Annotated in this window: 18 protein-coding genes; 8 read left to right on the forward strand and 10 right to left on the reverse strand. The window is 64.3% G+C overall.

The genetic code is table 11. The features are described 5' to 3' along the window. Positions 1–21: 21 nt before the first annotated feature. Positions 22–1143 (reverse strand): alcohol dehydrogenase catalytic domain-containing protein, encoded by a 1122-nt coding sequence (locus NG697_RS17895; protein ID WP_252614836.1) that lies wholly within the window; start codon positions 1141–1143, stop codon positions 22–24. Between the two features lie 163 nt (positions 1144–1306). Between NG697_RS17895 and NG697_RS17900 the strand changes: the two genes are divergently transcribed. The 8 genes from NG697_RS17900 to NG697_RS17935 all read left to right on the forward strand — a co-directional run bounded on the left by NG697_RS17900 (position 1307) and on the right by NG697_RS17935 (position 10226). Next, positions 1307–2149 carry an alpha/beta fold hydrolase gene (locus NG697_RS17900; protein ID WP_252614837.1) on the forward strand — a complete coding sequence of 281 codons (843 nt, stop codon included), beginning with the start codon at positions 1307–1309 and terminating at the stop codon, positions 2147–2149. A gap of 58 nt (positions 2150–2207) precedes the next feature. Further along, positions 2208–3722 (forward strand): flavin-containing monooxygenase, encoded by a 1515-nt coding sequence (locus NG697_RS17905; RefSeq protein ID WP_252608221.1) that lies wholly within the window; start codon positions 2208–2210, stop codon positions 3720–3722. 64 nt (positions 3723–3786) lie between these two features. Then, on the forward strand, positions 3787–4557 hold the full coding sequence (locus NG697_RS17910) for an SDR family NAD(P)-dependent oxidoreductase (RefSeq protein ID WP_252608223.1): 771 nt from the start codon (positions 3787–3789) through the stop codon (positions 4555–4557). Positions 4558–4568: 11 nt separating this feature from the next. Beyond that, a complete protein-coding gene (locus NG697_RS17915; RefSeq protein ID WP_252614841.1) occupies positions 4569–5438 on the forward strand; it encodes an SDR family NAD(P)-dependent oxidoreductase in 870 nt (289 codons plus the stop codon). A 108-nt stretch (positions 5439–5546) separates the two neighbouring features. Beyond that, on the forward strand, positions 5547–6518 hold the full coding sequence (locus NG697_RS17920) for a tripartite tricarboxylate transporter substrate binding protein (RefSeq protein ID WP_252614842.1): 972 nt from the start codon (positions 5547–5549) through the stop codon (positions 6516–6518). A gap of 56 nt (positions 6519–6574) precedes the next feature. Further along, positions 6575–7087 carry a tripartite tricarboxylate transporter TctB family protein gene (locus NG697_RS17925; protein ID WP_252608229.1) on the forward strand — a complete coding sequence of 171 codons (513 nt, stop codon included), beginning with the start codon at positions 6575–6577 and terminating at the stop codon, positions 7085–7087. Positions 7088–7101: 14 nt separating this feature from the next. After that, entirely contained in the window at positions 7102–8748 is a 1647-nt protein-coding gene (locus tag NG697_RS17930; protein ID WP_252614843.1) for a tripartite tricarboxylate transporter permease, read from the forward strand. A gap of 11 nt (positions 8749–8759) precedes the next feature. After that, positions 8760–10226 (forward strand): MFS transporter, encoded by a 1467-nt coding sequence (locus NG697_RS17935; protein WP_256473068.1) that lies wholly within the window; start codon positions 8760–8762, stop codon positions 10224–10226. A gap of 118 nt (positions 10227–10344) precedes the next feature. Here the strand turns inward: NG697_RS17935 and NG697_RS17940 are convergent, their stop codons facing one another. The 9 genes from NG697_RS17940 to fabG form a co-directional block, all read right to left on the reverse strand. Further along, positions 10345–11190, reverse strand: a complete 846-nt coding sequence (locus NG697_RS17940) for a CoA-transferase subunit beta (protein ID WP_252614845.1) — start codon at positions 11188–11190, stop codon at positions 10345–10347. Next, positions 11187–12107: a CoA transferase subunit A gene (locus NG697_RS17945; RefSeq protein ID WP_252614846.1), complete on the reverse strand. Its 921-nt coding sequence runs from the start codon at positions 12105–12107 to the stop codon at positions 11187–11189. Before NG697_RS17945 ends, NG697_RS17940 begins: the two co-directional genes overlap by 4 nt. Before the next feature lie 11 nt (positions 12108–12118). After that, on the reverse strand, positions 12119–12574 hold the full coding sequence (locus NG697_RS17950; protein ID WP_252614847.1) for a MaoC family dehydratase: 456 nt from the start codon (positions 12572–12574) through the stop codon (positions 12119–12121). A 76-nt stretch (positions 12575–12650) separates the two neighbouring features. Further along, positions 12651–13640 (reverse strand): tripartite tricarboxylate transporter substrate binding protein, encoded by a 990-nt coding sequence (locus tag NG697_RS17955; RefSeq protein WP_252614849.1) that lies wholly within the window; start codon positions 13638–13640, stop codon positions 12651–12653. After that, positions 13637–15223, reverse strand: coding sequence for a tripartite tricarboxylate transporter permease (locus NG697_RS17960; RefSeq protein WP_252608243.1), 1587 nt, complete (start codon positions 15221–15223; stop codon positions 13637–13639). Before NG697_RS17960 ends, NG697_RS17955 begins: the two co-directional genes overlap by 4 nt. 1 nt (position 15224) lies before the next feature. Continuing rightward, a complete protein-coding gene (locus NG697_RS17965; protein ID WP_252608245.1) occupies positions 15225–15758 on the reverse strand; it encodes a tripartite tricarboxylate transporter TctB family protein in 534 nt (177 codons plus the stop codon). Positions 15759–15780: 22 nt separating this feature from the next. After that, positions 15781–16779, reverse strand: a complete 999-nt coding sequence (locus NG697_RS17970) for a tripartite tricarboxylate transporter substrate binding protein (RefSeq protein ID WP_252614851.1) — start codon at positions 16777–16779, stop codon at positions 15781–15783. A gap of 226 nt (positions 16780–17005) precedes the next feature. Further along, positions 17006–18190, reverse strand: a complete 1185-nt coding sequence (locus tag NG697_RS17975) for a thiolase family protein (protein ID WP_252608248.1) — start codon at positions 18188–18190, stop codon at positions 17006–17008. Beyond that, entirely contained in the window at positions 18190–18966 is a 777-nt protein-coding gene (gene fabG / locus NG697_RS17980; RefSeq protein ID WP_252608249.1) for a 3-oxoacyl-ACP reductase FabG, read from the reverse strand. The genes NG697_RS17975 and fabG overlap by 1 nt, the downstream gene beginning before the upstream one ends. Positions 18967–19016 lie beyond the last annotated feature (50 nt).

A 19016-nucleotide genomic window follows, 5' to 3' on the forward strand; every position in this document is an offset into this window, starting at 1 on the left:
CAGTTCTGGTGCCGATAACACTCAATTGAACATCACGATCTGGCGGATGGCGTTTCCATCGGCGAGTTCATCCATCGCCTCATTGATCTTGTCCAGGGTGATCACCGACGAGGCCAGCTTTTCGACGGGCAGCCTTCCTTCGCGCCACATCTGCGCGTAGACCGGAATATCCCGGGCGGGCACTGCGGAGCCCAGGTAGGAACCGACGATGGTGCGGGCCTCGGCCGTAATCCCCAGCGGTTCAATGGATGACAGCGCTCCCGGAGCCGGCAGTCCGACCGTCACCGTGGTGCCGCCGGGCGCCGTGGCTTGTACCGCGGTTTCGAAGGCCCGGGGGTGGCCGGCCGCCTCGATGACGAGGTGGGCCCGGATGCCCAGTTCCGCGGCCTCGGCAGGCGAGTACGTTTCTGTTGCCCCCAGTTCCCGCGCTGTGATCAGTTTCTCCGGGTTCGCGTCGATGCCGATGATCCGGGCGGGTTCAGCCCACGCTGAGGAGACTGCGACGGCGGTCAGCAGCGCTGCCATGCCGACGCCTCCAAGGCCGACGATCATGATGTTCTGCCCCTCCTGGGGGTTTCCCGCGTTGATGACGGCCCCGCCGCCGGTCAGCACGGCGCACCCAAGAAGTGCAGCGACCGCCGGCGGCACGTCGCTTCCGACCGGAACCACCGAGCGACGGTTGAGCACGGCATGGGTTGCAAAGCCGGAGACTCCGACGTGGTGACGGACCGGCTGGCCGGCGCGCGTGAGCCGGATGGATCCGCCGGGCAGTGTTCCGGCCCCGTTGGATTCTGTTCCGACGCTGCAAGGCAGCTTGCCCCCGGTGCGGCAGTTGGGGCACTCCTCGCAGCGCGGCAGGAAAACCGTGACCACGCGCTGGCCCGGTTCGAGGTCATCGACACCCGCGCCGACACTGACGACCGTACCGGCGGCCTCGTGGCCGAGCAGCATGGGCAGGGGACGGGGGCGGTCGCCGTTGACGACGGAGAGGTCCGAGTGGCAGATGCCCGCAGCCTCCATCCGGATCAGGACTTCCTCGGGCCCTGGCCCGGCAAGGTCAAGCTCCGCAACGGAAAGCGGGCGGGACTGGGCGTACGGACGGGGGGAGCCGATGGTCTCAAGGACCGCGCCGGTAATCTTCATTGTTTCCCTTCCAGGGATTGTGCTTCGTATCACTCTTATGCTTTTATGAGAGTGTAATCCGCACGGAGTGCACTTTCAATATCGCGCGATGCGCGTTTCCTGCACCCGGTCGGATCCCCTCATCGCTATCAGCACCGGCCAGTCAAATTCGAAGGGATTGGAATTGAAGATTCATCCAGATGCAAACGAGGGTGCCGTCCACGTCGGGGGCCTCTCGGTTCCTTTCCACGACACGCTTGCGCCGGAGGACTCGCGGGACACTGTGGTCCTGGTCCACGGAACGGGTGGAAGCGCCAAGACTCATTTCCGTACCCTCTTTCCCATGCTCGCCGCCAGGTACCGTGTCCTGGCCCTTGACCTGCAGAGCCCCGACGGGGAACTGACCCTCGGTGGATTGTCGGCGCAGGTCGCCGCTGTCATTGACCAGCGCGCTCCTGCACAGCCGGTACATGTCGTCGGCTACTCCCTGGGAGCCCTGGTCGCGGCCGACCTCGCCGCTTCCCGCCCCGAGAGCGTGTCAAGCCTGACCCTGGTGGCCGGCTGGGTCAGGGCCGACACCCAGCAGCGGCTTCGCAACCGGATCTGGAAGCAGCTTTTCGAGTCGGACCAGGATCTCCTGCGCGAATTCGTCACCTGGACAGCCTATGGACACCCGTTCCTGGCCGGCCGGGGCGAGGCCGATATCCGGGCCCTGGTTGATGCCCGGACCTTCCCGGACGGGATCGCCGGACAGATGCGGCTCAACGCCGTCGCCGATCTGAGTGGCAGGCTTGCAGCGATTACCGCTCCGTCCCTGGTCATCGCCGGCGCCCACGACCAGATGGTGCCGGCCCGGCAGACCCAGCTCCTCTTCGGAGGCCTTCCCAATGCCCGCTACGCGGTCATCGAAAGTGGTCACGCCGTCCCGCAGGAGCGACCGGCCCAGCTGTTCCAGCTCATCAACGAATTCGTGACGGACCCCGCCGCTGCTCCTGCGGGCGGGATCCGGGAAGCACTCTTTGTCTAGCCCGTCGGGACCAGCACACAACAACACACACATTGGAGGAACAGTGGAAAGTACCCCTATGGGATACCCCGCGCCCGGTTCGCCGGTCGATGTCATCATCGTGGGCACCGGCTTCGGAGGCCTCGGCATGGGTGCGAAGCTGGCCCGCGAGGGCGAACGGTCATTCATCATTCTTGAACGGGCGGAGGACGTGGGAGGCACCTGGCGTGACAACCACTACCCCGGCGCGGCCTGCGACGTGCCGTCGCTCCTGTACTCGTTTTCCTTCCGACCCAACCCTGAGTGGTCCCGGATGTTCGCCCCCCAGGAGGAAATCCTGAACTACCTGCGCAGCGTCGCCCGGGAAGAGAACCTCCTTGAACGGATCGTCTTCGGCGCCGAACTGACCGATGCCCGGTGGGATGAGGCGGAAGCGCTGTGGAAAGTCAGCACCCCCAAGGGTGAGTTTGCAGCCAAAACCCTGGTGACCGCCGTCGGGCACTTATCCGAACCGAAGATGCCAGACATAGAGGGACTGGCTGACTTCTCCGGCGAAGTGTTCCACTCGGCGCAGTGGAATGACGGGATTGACCTGGCGGGCAAGCGGGTGGGCATCGTCGGCTCGGGAGCCACGGCCATCCAGGTTTTGCCCGAGGTGGCAAAGATCGCCGGGGAGGTCGTCGTGTTCCAGCGTTCCGCCCCGTACGTGACTCCGCGTCCGGACCGTTCCTACACCGAGGAGGAAAAGGGTCTTTTCCGCAAGATGCCCGAGGTGATGCAGGAACTGCGGGAGGAGATGTTCTGGTCCAACGAGGAGCGCTACGCCCAGCGCCGGGGCACCCCGACGCTGGTCTCCGCCGCAGCCCAGGTTGCCCTGGACCATCTGCACCGGCAGATTGAGGATCCGGAACTCCGCCGGAAGCTGACCCCGGACTATACGTTCGGCTGCAAGCGGGTGCTGAAGTCCAGCGATTACTATCCCACGTTCACGCAGGACCACGTCCGCCTGGAAACCGGCGGCGTCACGCGTGTGGAGGGCAACCGTGTAGTCGGCGGAGACGGGGGCAGCCACGAACTGGACGTCATCATCGCCTGCACGGGTTTTGAAGCGACGGATCTGCCCATCGCCTACCGTATCTTTGGCCGCGACGGCCAGCCGCTCAGTGAACGCTGGGCGAACGGCATGCAGGCCTACGCCACCACGGCCGTGCACGGTTTCCCGAACCTGTGGATCATCAACGGGCCCAACACGGGGCTGGGCCACAACTCCGCCGTCTACATCGCCGAGGCCCAAATCGACTACATCATGGCCGCGGTGACCTTCCGCGACCAAGCCGCGGTGCCGGCACTGGAGGTGAGCAGGGAAGCGGAGGATGCCTTCATGGATCGTGTGGACCAGCTGGCGCAGGGCACTGTATGGCTCGACGGCGGCTGCAGCAGCTGGTACGTGGACCACCGCAACGGGCGGCTGACCACCCTGTGGCCGGAACCGGCCTATACCTTCCGCCAGGTCAACGCACCCTTTGACCCTGAACCCTATCTGGCCGGATCCCTGGACGAAGCCAGGGAAGAAGCCCTGGCCGGAGTGCGCTAACGGCCCCACCGGGGGGGTGCCTAAAAGGAGGCACGCCTCCCGTTCAACGAGGAACGGAGAAAGCATGAGTAACAACCCGCAGCACCAACGAACAGCCGTCGTCACCGGCGCGGCCGGGGGCATCGGCCGCAGCATCGTGGAGTCATTCCTGGCCAGCGGGGACCGGGTGATCGCCGTGGATGCCTCGAACTCCGCACTGGCCGGCCTCCAGGCGGACCTGCATCCGCAGGGCGGATCCCTGCAGACGCTGCACTGTGATGTCACCGAGCCCGGCGACTGGAAGCGGATTGCCGAGGCGGTGGAGGCCACCCCGGAAACCCCTACGGTACTGGTCAACAATGCCGGCATCTCCCCGAAACGGGACGGGCAGAAAATCCCGGGTGATGAAGTCCCCCTGGACGAGTGGACGAGCGTTCTGTCGGTGAACCTCACGGGACCGTTCCTGGGTATCCAGGCGCTGGTGCCGCACATGAAGAACACCGGTTTCGGCAGGATCGTCAATATGTCATCCCTGGCAGGACGGGACGGCGGCAGGCTCGGCGGGGTCCACTATGCCGCGACCAAAACGGGCCTGCTCGGCTTGACCCGCTCCTTCGCCCGGGAACTGGCACCGTTCGGCATCACCGTCAACGCCATCGCCCCGGGGCGGATCGACGCCGGCATGGCGGCCGGCGTCTCCGATGAAGTCAACCGGAACTATCTCAGCCGCATCCCGGTAGGCCGGCTGGGACTCGCCAGTGATGTCGCCCAGGCCGTCCAGTACCTGGCCGCCGTCGAAAACGGCTTCGTCACGGGTGTCACGGTTGACGTCAACGGAGGGTCGTACATGGGATGAGATTCCAATCCATGAATCCCCCGAAGGCGGATGGGAGAGGGGTTGGCCGGTCGCCGGCGCCGGACAGGCTGCGGGGCAAGGTAGTGCTGATCACCGGCGGTGCCGGAGGTATCGCGGTGGCCACGGCTCACCGGCTGGCCGCGGCAGGAGCATACGTATCCCTCGTTGACCGCGACCAGCCAGCCCTGGACCAGCTTGTCTCCACGCTGGGTGACGGCCACCTGGCCACGGCAGCGGATGTGACGGACCACGTGTCCTTGCAGGGCGCAGCCCGACGGACAGTGGAGCACTTCGGCCGGCTGGACATCGTCTTTGCCTGCGCCGGCATCGGCAGTGCCTCCACCGTGGCCGCTTCCAGCACCGAGGACTTGCTGCGGATCGTCGACGTAAATCTTGGCGGGGTAATCAGGACCGTCAAGGCTACCCTGGAGGAGGTCACCGCAAACCGGGGCTATTACCTGCTCATGAGTTCGGCCGCCGCGTTGAAGAATGTTCCGCGGGCCAACGCGTATGCCGCCTCCAAGGCGGGCGTGGAGGCCTTTGGCGGGGCGCTGCGGCTGGAACTGGCCCATAAGGGCGTTGACGTGGGTGTCGCGCATCCGGCATGGGTGAGCACCGGCATGATTTCCGGGGCGGGAAGCCGGGCCGGGGAGAGCCGCTCCCTTCCGTGGCCCTTCAGCGTGGTGTCCAGCACGGACGCCTGCGCCGGCCTGCTCGTCGGTGCGATGGCCGCGCGCCAGCGCAAGGTATTCGTCCCGCGCAGCCTGGCCCTGATGGATCCTCTGCGGTGGCTCTCAACCGGGCCGCTGTGGGACGCCTTCATGAAACCCCGGGCGGCGCTGAGCGTCTCCCAGCTTGAGTCCGCATCTTTTAACGAATGATTAAAATCACCCGCGGCAGTTGTGCCCGGGGTCACAATCCTGTTTACTGAGAGGGCACTCCTTGCGGAGTGCACTCTCAACTTCAGCCCGAAATCATCAGAGGTTACCTTGAATAAGACTCGCGTGTTCTCCGCTGCCGTCACTGTCGCCGGCCTTGCCCTTACCGTTACAGCCTGCTCCGGTGCTTCTAAAGCATCGACCGAGGGCTACCCGACCAAGTCCATTACGTTCGTTATGCCCTATGCCGCGGGAGGTCCATCCGACACGACGGCGCGTGCCTACGGGGCCTGCCTTGGAAAGCTGATGGGCGGCACTTTCGTGGTGGAGAACCTTGACAGCGGAGCAGGTGCGGTGGCCATGCAAAAGCTGGCCGGCGCCAAGCCCGACGGTTACACCGTAGGCCTCAGCACCAACGGGCCTATGGTCCTGAACCCAATGAGCAACGACCTGGCCTACTCCCAGGACGATTTCCAGGCCCTGGGCACCATGGCAGCGATCCCCACCTTGTTCGCTGTGCCAAAGGACTCTTCGTACAAGACCCTGCAGGAGTTGTTTGACGCCGCCAAGGCGAACCCGGGGAAGATCTCCATCGGTGTCCCCGGGGCAACCAGCTCGCTGGCCACTGAACTCAAGCGCGTGCAGAAGGAGAGCGGCATCGAGTTCGCCCTGGTTCCCACCTCCGGCAGCGCCGAACTCATCACCAACCTGCTGGGCGGCCACATCGACGCCGGATTCGTCAACGACTACGTCGACGTTGAGGCCCAGGTGAAGGACGGCGCCCTCGTCCCGCTCGCTGCTGCCGGTGAAGCGCGCTCGGAGGCCTTCCCCGACGCTCCCACGACCCAGGAGGCCGGCTACGACGTCAAGACGACTTCGGTCTACGGTCTCTTCGCCCCCAAGGGCCTGCCGCAGCAGGTTTCCGACAAGCTCGAAAGCGGCGTCGAAACCTGCAGCAAAGACGCCGAGGTCATCAAGCAGATCGGGGACCGGTTCGTGCCTAACAGCTTCTCAAATGCGGAAGCGACCCAGCAGGTCTTTGCCGACATGCGCACCCGTTACGAACCCCTCCTGGCGAAGTAACAAGACAACGACTCAACCGCCGGCCAACGACGACCGGCACGAAGAAGGGTGAACCCATGGTTTCTTCTCCCGTGGAAGCGGCCGCCGAGATCAGGGAGCCGGAAAGGCCCCACTCCGGCTCCCTGCGCTGGCAGCGCAGAATCGCTCCGCTCGTCCTGCTCGCACTGGGCCTCGGGGCAGCGTCCGGGTCATGGCAGTTGAAGCTGGGCACCCTGCACAATCCGGCACCGGGCCTCTGGCCGTTCGTCATCTCGCTGGCCATCGTCCTCAGCGCCACGGCCCTGATCGTATGGCCGGGACATGAGCCGGTGGAGGCTTGGGGCCGGAAGAGCCTGTCGGTAGTGGCCGGCATCGCCAGCCTTGCCGCGTTCGTGGTGCTCTTCGAACTGATCGGCTTCTTCATCCCGGCCGTGTTGATGCTCCTTCTATGGCTGCGCGTTTTCGGCCGGGAGTCGTGGCGCTGGACGGCGGTTTTCGCTGTGGCCGGCCCGGCAGTGCTTTACGTCATCTTCGACCGGCTCCTCGGCGTACCCTTCCCCGCCGACCTGGCGCTTGACGCCTTCGTCTAGAAACGGAAAATGACATGGATATCCTGAGCAACCTCGGTGAAGGCTTCTCGGTCGCCTTAGACCCGGTGAACCTGCTGTTCGTACTGATTGGCGTGGTGGTGGGGACCGCCATCGGTGTCCTGCCCGGCCTGGGCCCCACCGCGACGATTGCCCTGCTGCTGCCCATCACCTACACGATGGATCCGACCGCTTCGATCATCATGCTGGCGGGCATCTACTACGGGTCGATGTACGGGGGCACCATCACCTCCGTACTGCTGCGCCTGCCGGGCGAGGCAGCCTCGGTGGTGACCACCTTCGATGGCTACCAGATGACCAAACAGGGCCGTGCCGGTGCCGCCCTCGGCATCTCCGCCATAGGTTCTTTCATCGGCGGCACCGTGGCCGTCATCGGCCTGACGTTCCTGGCCCCCGCGCTGGGCAAGATCGCCCTGTCGATGGGTCCGGCCGGCTTTGTTGCCCTCATGGTCATGGGCCTGTTCCTGGTCACGTCCCTGGGCACCGGATCCGCCATCAAGAGCGTGTGCATGGCCGCCGTCGGCCTGCTGCTGTCCACGGTCGGGCAGGATCCCGTCAACGGGTCGGCGCGTTTCACGTTCGGTCAGGCGCCGCTGCTGAGCGGCCTGGACTTCGTGGCCGTGGCGATGGGCCTGTTCGGCGTCGCTGAACTCCTGCGGTCCCTGGAACAGACCGAAAAAGCCCAGATCATCAAGACCAAGATCAAGAACATCTGGCCCACGCGGAAGGACATGAAGGACTCCGCCGGTGCCATCGGCCGCGGCTCGGTTCTCGGTTTCTTCATCGGCATCCTTCCCGGTGGTGGTGGTGTCATTTCATCCTTGGCCTCCTACGCGCTGGAGAAGCGGCGGGCGAAGGATCCCAGCCGGTTCGGCAAGGGCGCCATCGAAGGAGTGGCCGGGCCGGAAACGGCGAACAACGCCTCCTCGACCACCGCGTTCATTCCCCTGCTGGTCCTTGGTATTCCCTCCAACGTGGTGCTGGCAATGATCTTCGGCGCCCTGCTGATGCACGGCATCACGCCGGGACCGCGGCTGATGACCGATCACTCCGGACTCTTCTGGGGCGTCATCGCGTCGATGTACATCGGCAACCTGATGCTGCTCATCCTCAACATTCCGCTCGTGGGCATCTTCATCCAGATGCTGCGCGTGCGCCAAGGCATCCTGGTCGCCTTTTCCCTGCTGATCGTGCTGATCGGCGTCTACTCGATCAACAACACGTCCTTTGACATGTGGGTTGTGCTGGCCTTCGGCGTCCTGGGCTGGATCATGTCCAAGACAGGCTTCGACGCCGGCCCGCTGGTGCTGGCCTTCGTCCTGGGCCCGATCCTGGAGAAATCCTTCCGCCAGTCCATGCTGATTTCCGGCGGCAGCCTGGACATCTTCGTGACCGATCCGGCCGCGGCGATCATCTTCAGCCTGATCCTCGCCGGCATCGTCATCAAAGCCATCAGCGGGTTCCGGCACCGCTTTGCCGGAGCCAAGGCTTCCCCCCAAGCGCCGGTGGCGGAGGAGGAAGATCCGCGGGCCACGTCCGACGGCGGTGGGCCGGCAGCGTTCCCTGCCGCGCCACCGGGAACGGGTGAGGGGGCGCCGGCAGCCCAGCATGCCGACAAGCAACACAGCCCCACCGCACCCTGATCGCCACGGGAATGCCTCCTCGCGGGAAAGGCAGAGCATCCAAGCCCAGGGCAGTCAGCAGGCTCCTTGTGCCGGTGCTCTGCCTGTGCGGAACAACCGTGACCCTCCAGCAGGCCACGGTTGTTCCCCTGCTTCCCGAGCTGCCGCGCCTGCTCGGAATCTCCGTCGAGGACGCCTCGTGGGTCCTCACGGCCACCCTGCTGGCCAGCGCGGTGGCCACCCCGGTACTGAGCCGTTTGGCAGACATGGTGGGCAAGCGCCGGATCATGCTCGCCTGCCTGATCATGATGACCGCCGGCTCGGCATTGGCGGCTCTGGATCTGGGTTTTCCGGCCATGATCGCAGGCCGGGCGCTCCAGGGATCCGCAGCAGCGCTTGTGCCCGTGGGCATCAGCATCCTTCGGGAGGAGCTGCCCGGCACAAGACTCGCTCCGGCCGTCGCGATGATCAGCGCCACCCTGGGTTTCGGGAGCGCTCTGGGCCTTCCGCTGGCCGGTGTGCTGTATGAGTTCCTCGGCTGGCAGTCCATCTTCTGGAGTGCCGCCGCAGCTGGCATCGTCCTGATCGCGTTGACGCCGTTGGTGATGCCGAAATCCGGCGTGCGCACCCCGGGCAGGTTCGACTACGGAGGCGCCATCCTGCTCTCGATCGCCCTGACCGCGGCGCTCCTTGCCTTGACTAAGGGCGGCACCTGGGGCTGGACCAGTGCACCAACGCTGGTAGCTGCCGCAACCGCCGTCGTCGGCTTGGCAGTATGGGTCCCGGTCGAACTGAAAATCAGCCAGCCGATGCTCGACCTGCGAACCTCCGCCCGGAGGCCTGTGCTCCTGACCAACATGGTGGCGGTGCTCGTGGGTTACTCGATGTACTCCAACCTGCTCTCCACCACTCAGCAGCTGCAAATGCCCGAGGCGGCCGGGTACGGGTTCGGCCTGAGCGTGATGGCCGCCGGCCTCTGCATGGTTCCCACCGGGCTGGCCATGATGATCATCAGTCCGGTGTCCGCTCTGGGCACCCGCCGCTACGGCGCCAAGACGGCCCTGATCATCGGCGCCCTAGTCTCTGCCGCCGGATACACCGGCCGTCTCTTCCTGACCGAGGAGCTCTGGATGGTGATGGTGGGGGCCGCTGTCATCGGCACCGGCAACGCGATCGCCTATGCCGCGATGCCGACCCTGATCATGGGATCCGTCCCCATGACCGTTACCGCCGCTGCGAACGGGCTCAATGCCGTGCTGCGCATCATCGGAACGACAGTCGGCAGCGCCGCGGTAGCCGTGCTTCTGGCCTCCACCACACTGACCCTTGACGGAACAGAGCACCCATCCTTCCGAGCGTTCGAACACGTCTTCTGGATTGCCGCGGCAGCAGCCCTTACTGCTGCGGTACTGGCAAGCTTCCTGCCCCGGCAACGCCCCACATCAACCGGGAACTTCGGCCGGATCGACCGCAGCAGGAAAACAGCGCCGGCAATGTGATGGCAGTGGCAGTGGCAGGTCCAGGGCGGCGCATGCCCCGCAATGTCGTCCTGCCCACCGCGTTAACTGCGACACCGCCCATATCAGTGCAGGAATGTCGCGTATACCGAATCAAGGCTCAGCGCAGGTATACCCGTTCCGGATCCAGCACGTCCCGCAGCAGGGCCAGCTCCCAGCCGGTCGGCGGGACGGTGGTGACCAGGTTCTCCGAGACTTGCAGGTCCCACTCCGTGGCTGCCCTGACGTCGTCCACCTCGACACCCGGATGTACAGCGGAAAGGACAAGCTCTTCGTCGATGCCCCGGCGCGTCATGATGCCCAGATCCGTAATGACGGTGGTTACGCCCAAGCCCGCGGGCATCACACCACCGCGTCCCGCCGCAGCCCGGCGAGGTCCGGGCGTGGTGCAGAAGTCGAGGTCCTCCACAAGGGATCGGGGATTGTGCCGGCGCATCACCACGAAGACCTCGCCGGCGCCGGCCATCGCTTCGATGGCGCCCCCGGAGCCGGGTAGTTTCGTAACCGGCGCGTCCCAGTCCTTACCGATCAGGCTTGAGTTCAGGCTGCCGAATTTGTCCACCTGGGCGGCACCAAGGAATCCGACGTCCACGCGCTGTCCCTGCAGCACGAAGTTGAACAGCTGCGCCATAGGCAGGACCCCGGCCGCACCGGTGACGAGGACCGAATCCGAAATACTCCGCGGCAGATCTGCCGGCTGCGCGCCGGTAACGCCTGACTCATAGATTATTTCGACGCCGGGAGAAACGGTCCGCTGCGCCAAGGACACTGCCAGGGTGGGAAGTCCGTGTCCGGCGAACACCACATGCTTTCCTTCCAGGGCACGGGCGGACAGGGTAGTGAGCAGCTCGCTGCTGGTCGCCTCCAGCGGCAAGGGTTCCGTCCGGCGGCCGGGGAAGCGGGCCGGTGGTTGTTCCCGCGGATCCGGTAATTTCGTGACGTTCATTTACGGCCTCCGTAGTTGACCGGAACGGAAAGTGCCGCTTCGACCTCCAAGCGATCCCAATAATCCGGTCCGAGCCGGGCAATGTACTCCCCGTGGTCCCGGGTGCCGTGGATGTTTTCCTGCAGCCAGTCGCGTAACCGCTGCGGATCGCGGGCGAGCTCGGACCAGCGGCGGCTGAACCCGTCGTCGCGGTCATAGTAGCCCTGGACCGAATGAGGATGCGCGCCACGGGGACAGTGGACCACTGCGTCGACTGCGTGGGATGGAACGATGGTGCGGTTCGGATCCGAGCGGATGACGGCGTCGTCGACTATTTCCTCAACGGTAACGATGACCTTCCTGGCGGCGAACGCAGCTTCGGCCTGCACCCCGAGAATGCCCCAGGCCTGGATGTTGCCCGCCGTGTCGGCCCGCTGCGCGTGAATGATCGTCACGTCGGGATTAAGTGCCGGGACCACGTGGATCTCCTCCCCGCCGTATGGATCCGTGACGGATCGGATCCGCCCGTTCAGCGCCACCAGATCGCTCCCCCGGTAGGAGTTGATCGGATAAAAGGGAAGCTTCGAGGCGCCCGCAAGGTACCGGCAAACCATGCCCCCATGGCTGTATTCCTCAAGGTCCAGCGGAGCCGGGTCCGAGTTCTCCACCCGCCGCCGCAGTTCGTGGAGTGAACCCGCCGAACTGTTGCCTACAAAGGAGCTGATGACCCCCCTCAGGCAGTCGGCCGCCAGGAGTTGATCGATCAGCACGTCCCCGGTCATCCTGGCCAGCGTCAGGTCACGGAACCCCTGCCGGATTATTTCGTGGGCCGCCGCCACCGGAACCAGGTGCCCGAATCCCTCGATTGCCACGGTCTGGCCGTCCCGGACGTGTTCCGCCACGGCCTCGCTAAGGGTTGCACTCTTGTCCACCGCCATGCTGTCCCCCCTCAGCCGACCATCAAGGAAACTGTTTCGGCCACACAGGCTGGTCTGATCCCGTGCTCAAGCTCAATCTCGTGACGGATCACCACCTGGCTTCCTTGGGCGCCTGGCGTCACGGAGACGAGTGTGAGGCGGCTGCGGACCCGGGAACCCACCGGGACAGGGCTGGGGAAACGGACCTTGTTCAGCCCGTAGTTGACGATCATCTTCAGTCCGTTTACCTGGTAAACCTCTTTTGCAAAGAACGGGATCATCGACAGGGTCAGATAGCCATGGGCGACAGGACGCCTAAACGGCCCGGTTGCCGCTCTCTCCGGATCGACGTGGATCCACTGATGGTCACCGGTCACATCGGCAAAACCTTGAATCCGGTCCTGCTGGACACTGTGCCACCCGCTCACACCCAGTTCTGCGCCGATGAGCGGCTCGAGGTCAGATAGGCCATGTAGTTCCCTCACCATGAAAATCTCCCATTTGATTTGTTGCGGATTTGTTGGCCTGAACGTGACCGAAAGCTACTGCGGCCCAGTCGCCGGTTCACCGGCCAAGGATCGGTTCATAAAGCGCCTTGATCTGCGCAAAGTTGGCGCCCAGCTCGTCGGCACCAATAAATTTCTTCGGCACAAAGTTCTTTCCGATCTGCGCAACGACCTTCGGATCACCGAGGCACGTTTCGAGTTCGCGTTCCAGTGTGGAAACGACGGCGTCCGGGAGGCCCTTGGGACCGAACAAGCCGTAAATCGACGTTGCATTCACCAGGTCCGGGAACCCCAGTTCGGCCAACGTCGGTATGTCGGGGAGCCAGCCAAGCCGTTCAGGGGTGGTGGCGGCAAACGGAAGGAAGGACCCGTCGGCGATCCGTGCCTGGACGTCCGGATGGTCATTGATGAAAAGCGCATCCACATGCCCGCCCAACAGATTGGTGGTCATTTCCGCGTTGCCCGAGGCTGGTACGGCGGTGACCTCAACGCCGTAGTCATTTTTCAGCCGCTGCAGTTCGATGGCTGCTGGACTCGTAGCGCCCGGAACCCCCATCGTGATTGCTCCGGGATCCGCCCTGGCCGCTTCGAAGAGCTCTGCTGCGTCCTTATACGGGGAGTCCGTTCCGACGACGATCAGGGTCGGATTATCGGCCATCACACCGATGGGTTCAACGTCCGCAAGACTGTAGCTCAGCGAGTTGACCAGAGGGGCCATGACGAGCGTGCCGGTAGTACCGAGCGCCAGGGTCTGGCCGTCGGGTTTAGCGCTCGCCAGCTCCTGCATCGCCACGGCGCCGCTGCCGCCGGGCTTGTTTTCGACGACGAAGGCCTCCCCGAGGCTGTCCCCCAAACAGGCTGCAACCGAACGGGCGGTAAGATCCGAAGGTCCGCCGGCGGCATAGGGCATGAGGATGGTGACCGGCTTCGCAGGGTAGTCGGATCCGGCGTTCCGGGCGGTGCCGGAACCGTTCGCCCCGCATGATGCCAAGGCCAGGGATGCCAAGGCAAGCCCGGCGGTTATTTGGAGGCGTAATGCGTTCTTCAAGGTGCTCCCTTGTCTTTCTGTCGAATTGAATTTGATAGCGCGGCGGGAGCGTGGACGAGCGTATTGCTCTCTTCCGGGCCTGCAGCGGCTGCGCGGCGCGTGCCCTGCCGCCGCCGGCTGCGGGTGATGAATCCGTACAAAATGAACAGCCCGATCAGGATAAAGATCGCCGCGGACACCGGATCCGAGGCGAAAATGCCGAAGCTGCCTTCGGAGATCAGCATCGTCTGGCGGAAGGATTTCTCCAGGATCGGACCCAGGATGAACGCCAGCACCAGCGGGCCGGGGTCAAAGTGTGCCTTGATCATGACCCAGCCAAGAACCCCGAACACCAACACCACCCACATGTCGAACGGGTTGTTGTTGATGGAGAAGACGCCGACCATGACCACCAGCAGCGCGAAGGTCGAAAGGATCCCCGCCCGTACACGGAGCATCTGGATAAAGACTCCGACCAGGGGAATGTTGAGGATGATCAGCATCAGATTGCCGATGTACATTGACGCCACGACACCCCAGAAGACATTTGGATGGTCATTGATCAGCTGCGGCCCCGGGGTGATGCCGTGCAGCAGGAGCGCTCCGTAGATCAAGGCCAGCACCACGTTGGACGGGATGCCTAAAACGAGCAGCGGAATGAATGCCGAGGTCGACGATGCGTTATTCGCTGTCTCGGGACCGGCGACACCCTCGATGGCCCCCTTGCCGAACCTGCTGGGATCCTTGGCGCGGCGTTTCTCCATGGCATAGGACGCGAGCGATGAGATGACGCCGCCGCCGCCGGGCAGGACGCCGATGAAGAAGCCCAGCACGGAACCACGGGCTATGGCGCCGGAGGAATCCTTGAAGTCTTTGCGGGAGGGCCAGATATTTTTGATTTTGGTGGTGACGGCCTGGCCCTTTTCGCTCCGCTCGAGGCTGTGGAGCAGTTCTCCTACGCCGAAAAGTCCCATGGCGATAGCGACGAAATCCAACCCGCCCAGCAGCGACGTCTGGCCGAATGTGAAGCGTGCGGTTCCGGTAACGGGGTCCTGGCCCACGGTCGAGAGCAGGAGGCCGACTCCTGCCATGAACAGGCTCTTGACCGTTGAACCGGTGCCGAGGGAGGTCACCAGGAAGAGTCCCAGAATCATGATGGCGACGTAGCCGGCCGGGCCGACCGCGACGGCTACCTTGGAAAGCAGCGGGGCCAGGAAGGTCAGGCCGACAATGGCTACCGTACCGCCGATGAAGGATCCGATCGCGGAAATGCCCAGCGCTGTCCCGGCCCTGCCCTGCTTGGTCATTTGATAACCGTCAAAGGTGGTAACCACCGAGGCGGCCTCGCCGGGAAGACGCAGCAGTACCGAGGTAATCGTGCCGCCGTACATGGAGCCGTAGTAGATACCGGCCAGCATGATCACCGCCCCGACCGGATCCATCGTGTAGGTGATCGGCAGCAGGAGCGCGATGGTGGCGGTCGGACCCAGCCCCGGCAAAACGCCGATGGCGGTTCCGATGACCACGCCGATGAAGACGAACAGCAGGTTCATCGGGTCGAAGGCTACAGAGAAGCCCTGGCCCAGGTTGTTCAGGGCGTCCATATCAGAATCCGATCGTCCGGGGCAGGGTGGTGACTACGATGTCGTCCGGAAACGGAACACCGAGCAGGCCCGCAAAGATAACGTGCAGCACGACGGCGCCTCCGACGGCAAGTGGTATGGTCCAGCGCCACGGCTCACGGCCGAAGGCCCGCAGCCAGAGCATTAGCATCAAAAATGCCGGAATCAGGAAGCCGATGGACTCAAAAAGCACTACAAACACGCACAGGCTGCCCACACCGCCTGCAATACCCGCCGTCCGTCGGGTCCAGGTTTCGGGAACCGCCGAGTCCGGAACGAGTGTGAGGATGGCCGCGGTGATAGTCACCGCTATCGAAACGATAAACGGCCACAGGCCGGGGCCGGGGCTGTTCAGTTCTCCCAGCGAGAGCCGCCACGAACCGATCACGGCCGAGACGCCGGCCGCGACCAGGACAAGCGGAACAAGGCGGCGCTGCTGATGCCCTGGCCGGTCATTCTTTCCTGCCGGCGGGCGGTCATACTCCAGTTCCGCAGGTCCAAGAGCGAGCTTCGTCATATCCATGCCCATTGCTGATTTGCTACTGCCCTAGGATCGGTTTGTAGAGGTCCTGCATTGCGGTGAACGCAGTCTGCAGCTCCTCCGACCCGTCGAACTCGTCGGGTACAAACCGGTCGCCGATCTGCTCGACAATGGCCGGATCAGCGGCGCACGTTTCAAGCTCCGCCTCGAGCTTGGAGAGAACGGCCGCCGGCATGCCCTTGGGACCGATGACGCCGAACACCGAAACGGCGTTGACCAGTTCCTTGAATCCAACTTCGGCCAGCGTCGGAACCTGGGGGTACCAGGCGGCGCGTTCCGGGCTGCTGATTGCAAGCGGCTTAAAGGAACCGTCCTCGATCCGCGCCGCAACGTCGGAATGGTCCGTAATGAACAGTGCGTCGACATGGCCGCCGAGCAGGTTCGTGGTCATTTCCGCGTTGCCGGCGGTCGGAACTGCCGTGACCTCGATGCCGTATTCGTCCTTCAGCCGCTTCAGCTCGATCGCCGCGGAGGTTGTCGCCCCGGGAACCGCGACGCTGAACTTTCCGGGAGTGGCCTTGGCCGCCGCGAAAAATTCCTGCGCATTGGCATACGGCGAATCAGCACCGACCACGAGCACCGTGGGCATCTCGGCCATGACTCCGACCGAGGTGAAGTCAGCAAGGCTGTAGCCCAACTCATTGACGATCGGGTTCATAACCAGCGGGCCGTTGGTGCCGAGCCCGAGCGTGTGGCCGTCCGGCTTGGCGCTGGCCAACTCCTGCATGGCTACCGCGCCGCTGCCGCCAGGCTTGTTCTCAACCAGGACAGGCTGGCCGAGGCTGCCTTCGAGGCAGGACGCGTAAGCCAGGGCCGTCAACGACGAGGGGCCGCCGGCGGCGAAGGGGACCAGGAAGCGTACGGGCTTTTTTGGGTAGTCCGTTCCGCCCTCCTTGGCACTGGCTGCCCCGCCGCCTCCGCAGCCCACAAGAGCCAGGCAGAGCCCCACGAGGCCCACAGAGACCTTCAAATGCATTTCGCTTCGCTTTTTCAACACGGACCTCATCGTCGTTTGGGTTGGTGGTGGTTTTGCACGTTGTTTTGGTTGCTGCTGTGTTAGCTAGATCACTCTCGCAGAGTGTCCCATTCGAATCCAATACCAAATGGGACGCCGATTGATGTGTTGTGAGCATCAATCGCCAGGCGGATTGTCGCGGCGACAACCGGCGCTGCAAAGTCACCCGTCGTCGGCTTTATTCCGCGATTTCAGCGAAAAATCCGCGTCAAACTCTTTCGAGCAACATCGCGGTACCTTGCCCGAGCCCCACGCACATGGTTGCCAGGCCCCTGGCCGCGCCTTCGCGCTCCATCCTGCCCAGCAGAGTAACGGCGATTCGTGCACCGGAGGAACCAAGGGGGTGGCCGAGCGCGATTGCGCCGCCGTCCCGGTTCACGATCTCCTCGTTCATTCCCAGCCTGCGCATGCAGGCCAATGCCTGCACCGCGAAGGCCTCATTGAGCTCGATCGCACCCACGTCATCGAGTGACCAGCCGGCCCGCCCGAGCACCTTGAGCGTGGCCGGCACCGGGCCGATGCCCATGATCTCCGGCGGCACACCCGCGGAGGCGCCATCGACGATTCGTGCCCGCGCGTGAAGGTTCAGCCGCTCGACGGCACGTCCGCTGGCAACGACGACGGCGGAGGCACCATCGTTGAGCGAACTGGAGTTTCCGGCGGTCACGACGCCGCCGGGGCGCACCACCGAGCGCAGACCCGCCAGCGCTTCGAGGGTCGTTTCCCGTCGGGGGCCCTCGTCCTCCTTGACGGCTCCCCTCTTGGTCTCCACCGGAACGATCTCCGCCAGGAAGCGGCCTTCGTCCACAGCAGCCAGGGCCCGTTGATGCGAACGGAACGCGAAAGCATCTGCATCCTCCCGGGAGATACCATCCACACGCGCCAGCTCCTCTGCCGTTTCGGGCATTGAAAAGGTGGATTTGGGGCGTTCATGGAACTTCGGATTTAAGAAGCGTGAACCGATGGAGGTATCGGCTATTTCGCCCGGGCGTCCGAATGCCTTTTCGGGCTTCGCCAGCACCCAGGGGGCCCGGGACATGGATTCCACTCCGCCGGCCACCACAATATCCGCCGCACCTGACTTGATCATCTGCGATGCGATGATGATGGCGCTGAGTCCGGAGGCGCAGAGCCGGTTCACGGTCATCCCCGGGACACTGTCAGGGAACCCTGCGAGCAGGGATGCCATCCGCGCCACATTGCGGTTGTCCTCTCCCGCCTGGTTGGTGTTGCCCAGGATGACCTCATCGACGTCGGCAGCCTCGATTCCTGCCCGCCGGACAGCTTCGCCGAGAACGAGCGCCGCCAGGTCATCCGGCCGGACACCGGACAGTGAGCCACCGTAGCGCCCGACCGGGGTGCGCACCCCGCCCACCAGGAATGCTTCAGCCATCAACGTGCTCCTCCATTGATATAGAGCGTCTGCCCGGAGACATATGAGGAATCATCGCTGGCGAAGAACGCAATGGCGGCGGCCACTTCCTCCGGCTCCCCGACCCGACCCAACGGAGTGCGTTCGGCCACGGATTTCTGGTGCTCCTCCGGCGTGCTGCCGACCCGTCCAGCAGTCGCGGCAGTCATGGCCGTGGCGATGTAACCAGGTGCCACGGCGTTGACGTTGATATTGAACGGACCCAGTTCCAGTGCCAGCGTGGCGGTGAGTCCCTGGATCCCCGCTTTGGCGGCAGCATAGTTAGCCTGCCCGCGGTTGCCGAGCGCGGAGCGGCTGCTCAGGCTGACAATCTTTCCGTACCGGGCCGGCACCATGAACTTCTGCGCGGCCTTGGCGCAGAGGTAGGCGCTGGTCAGGTTCGTGGCCAGGACGGAATCCCAGTCCGGACGGTCCATTTTGAACAACATGTTGTCCCGGGTGATGCCTGCGTTGTTGACCAGGATGTCGACGCATCCGTGATCGGTGAAGATCCGCTCAAAGACCTCGGCAACCTGTTCCTCGCTGGTGACATCGCAGACGGCGCTGACTGCCGAACCTCCGGCCGCCACGACGGCGGCGTTAGAGCTGATCCCGGCGGCCGTGGCCGCTGCCCTCTCGGCATTCAAGTCCAGGATGGCAACTGTTGCGCCCTCCGCGGCCAGCCGGAGGGCCGTGGCAGCGCCGATGCCCTGCGCGCCGCCGGTGACGATGGCAGTCTTGTTTTTCAGCCTGTTCATTGGCTCTCCCTCTTGGTTTGCTTTACGTTTCGATTGGCTTGGTCTTTGCA

Origin of the sequence: Pseudarthrobacter raffinosi (assembly GCF_023913835.1) — a bacterium.
GTDB classification, from domain to species: domain Bacteria; phylum Actinomycetota; class Actinomycetes; order Actinomycetales; family Micrococcaceae; genus Arthrobacter; species Arthrobacter raffinosi.

Excerpts from the sequence above, each read along its gene's own strand:
- NG697_RS17895 (WP_252614836.1), bottom strand. The coding sequence starts at position 1,143 with ATGAAGATTACCGGCGCGGTCCTTGAGACCATCGGCTCCCCCCGTCCG.
- NG697_RS17905 (WP_252608221.1), top strand. The coding sequence starts at position 2,208 with ATGGGATACCCCGCGCCCGGTTCGCCGGTCGATGTCATCATCGTGGGC.
- NG697_RS17910 (WP_252608223.1), top strand. The coding sequence starts at position 3,787 with ATGAGTAACAACCCGCAGCACCAACGAACAGCCGTCGTCACCGGCGCG.
- NG697_RS17915 (WP_252614841.1), top strand. The coding sequence starts at position 4,569 with ATGAATCCCCCGAAGGCGGATGGGAGAGGGGTTGGCCGGTCGCCGGCG.
- NG697_RS17925 (WP_252608229.1), top strand. The coding sequence starts at position 6,575 with ATGGTTTCTTCTCCCGTGGAAGCGGCCGCCGAGATCAGGGAGCCGGAA.
- NG697_RS17930 (WP_252614843.1), top strand. The coding sequence starts at position 7,102 with ATGGATATCCTGAGCAACCTCGGTGAAGGCTTCTCGGTCGCCTTAGAC.
- NG697_RS17935 (WP_256473068.1), top strand. The coding sequence starts at position 8,760 with ATGCCTCCTCGCGGGAAAGGCAGAGCATCCAAGCCCAGGGCAGTCAGC.
- NG697_RS17940 (WP_252614845.1), bottom strand. The coding sequence starts at position 11,190 with ATGAACGTCACGAAATTACCGGATCCGCGGGAACAACCACCGGCCCGC.
- NG697_RS17945 (WP_252614846.1), bottom strand. The coding sequence starts at position 12,107 with ATGGCGGTGGACAAGAGTGCAACCCTTAGCGAGGCCGTGGCGGAACAC.
- NG697_RS17950 (WP_252614847.1), bottom strand. The coding sequence starts at position 12,574 with ATGGTGAGGGAACTACATGGCCTATCTGACCTCGAGCCGCTCATCGGC.
- NG697_RS17960 (WP_252608243.1), bottom strand. The coding sequence starts at position 15,223 with ATGGACGCCCTGAACAACCTGGGCCAGGGCTTCTCTGTAGCCTTCGAC.
- NG697_RS17965 (WP_252608245.1), bottom strand. The coding sequence starts at position 15,758 with ATGACGAAGCTCGCTCTTGGACCTGCGGAACTGGAGTATGACCGCCCG.
- NG697_RS17975 (WP_252608248.1), bottom strand. The coding sequence starts at position 18,190 with ATGGCTGAAGCATTCCTGGTGGGCGGGGTGCGCACCCCGGTCGGGCGC.
- fabG (WP_252608249.1), bottom strand. The coding sequence starts at position 18,966 with ATGAACAGGCTGAAAAACAAGACTGCCATCGTCACCGGCGGCGCGCAG.